The sequence below is a fragment of the Pedobacter sp. 01T416_2 genome, from assembly GCF_056398925.1.
Genome location: NZ_JBFTQI010001092.1, coordinates 1 through 1,419, shown reverse-complemented (window position 1 = coordinate 1,419; position 1,419 = coordinate 1). Strand labels below are relative to the sequence as shown.

Annotated in this window: 1 protein-coding gene; it reads right to left on the bottom strand. The window is 35.7% G+C overall.

What is annotated here, in order from left to right; genetic code table 11:
* A partial coding sequence (locus AC1DPQ_RS27645; RefSeq protein WP_477611551.1) for a class I SAM-dependent methyltransferase occupies positions 1–1,140 on the bottom strand: 1,140 nt, incomplete at its 3' end.
* Positions 1,141–1,419: the final 279 nt, after the last annotated feature.

Genomic DNA, 1,419 nt, shown 5'->3' with positions numbered 1-1,419 from the left:
GCCCACCTTGGTGAAAATTAAAAACTGATTTTGATCTGCTTTTATTTTATATTTCTTAACCAAATCTTCGGGCTTTGCCGGATAGTTCCGCACAATCACATTTCCTTTTAAATTTTCTTGTTTCTTAAGTGCCGCGGTAGTAAGTACAGCTTCAATTTTAAATATCCTGCCTGGGAAATCTTTATTTACCATAGCCGAACTAAACAGCTGTGTTTGAGGATGTAGTTTTAAAAGATTGTAAGTTGTGCCAATTAAATTAAAAGCGCCCGATTTTAGTAAAGCAGCATCTGGTTCGTATAAGTAATCACCAGTGTTTAAATCGTCAATAAACTGAATTGAACCATTTGAAGCTGATCTGTAAAAGGAAAAATCTTTTTCAATCCCGTTATTTAGGGTTACAGCTATAATTTTCGTATCACCATTGTAATCTTTATCAATGATCCATAAGAGTTCTTTGCATTCATTTTTTACACTCACAATATGAATCTCGCTAACTTGTTTCAATTCTGATAATCCTGCTGAAATATCAAGTAAAGGAGCAGTTTTGACGATTATTCTCGATGATTTTTCTAATAAGGCATCCAGATTACTTGCAATGTCGGGTGTACAGTCTTTTAGCATAAAAACTTTGCCCTTTTCGGCCCTTCGGGCAGGATCTACATAAATCGTATCAAATGATGCATCACTGGTCTGGAGGTAAGCAATTCCGTCTTCTGCTTTAAATTCGATATTTGCTATATGTAAAGCCTGCGCATTATGTTTAGCTATTGCGGATAGTTCAGGGTTAATTTCGCAATGTGTAACCGCTTTTACCTTTTTAGAAAAGTAATAGCTGTCTATCCCGAAACCTCCGGTAATATCAATTAAAGTATTGCCTTTAGCTAGTTTAGATTTGTATTTAGCGGTAATTTCAGAAGAAGTTTGTTCAATGGATAATACAGGAKGGTAATAAATACCTTGAGTGTTAAACCAGGTGGGTAATTTTTTTTCTGATTTTTTTTTTGCGGTAATTTGTGTGGCCAGTTCGGCTGCAGTAATACCCTCGAACGGACTTTTTGCTAAAGCAATCTGATTCACATCTGCATTTAAATTTGTGCTGATATAGTCTTTTACGGCTTTGGCTAAAAGTTTATTGTTCATTGTTTAAATTCAGGTCCTTGTTATGAGGGTAGGCGGTATTGTCAGTCTGAGCCTGTCGAAGACCTGCAGGTAATCTCAAATAAATAAGATACTTGTCCTTCGACAAGCTCAGGATGACAATATTTTTTTAAGTTAATGATATTATAAGTTTTAGACCCTATTCTTCATCACCATCTGGCAAGTATGACGGCTTTTAACTTCCAATAAAATATCCTTATCAACCGTTACACGATCAATAGTTTGTTGGTTATAATAGCGGATGGTTACCAGTTCCAGGCC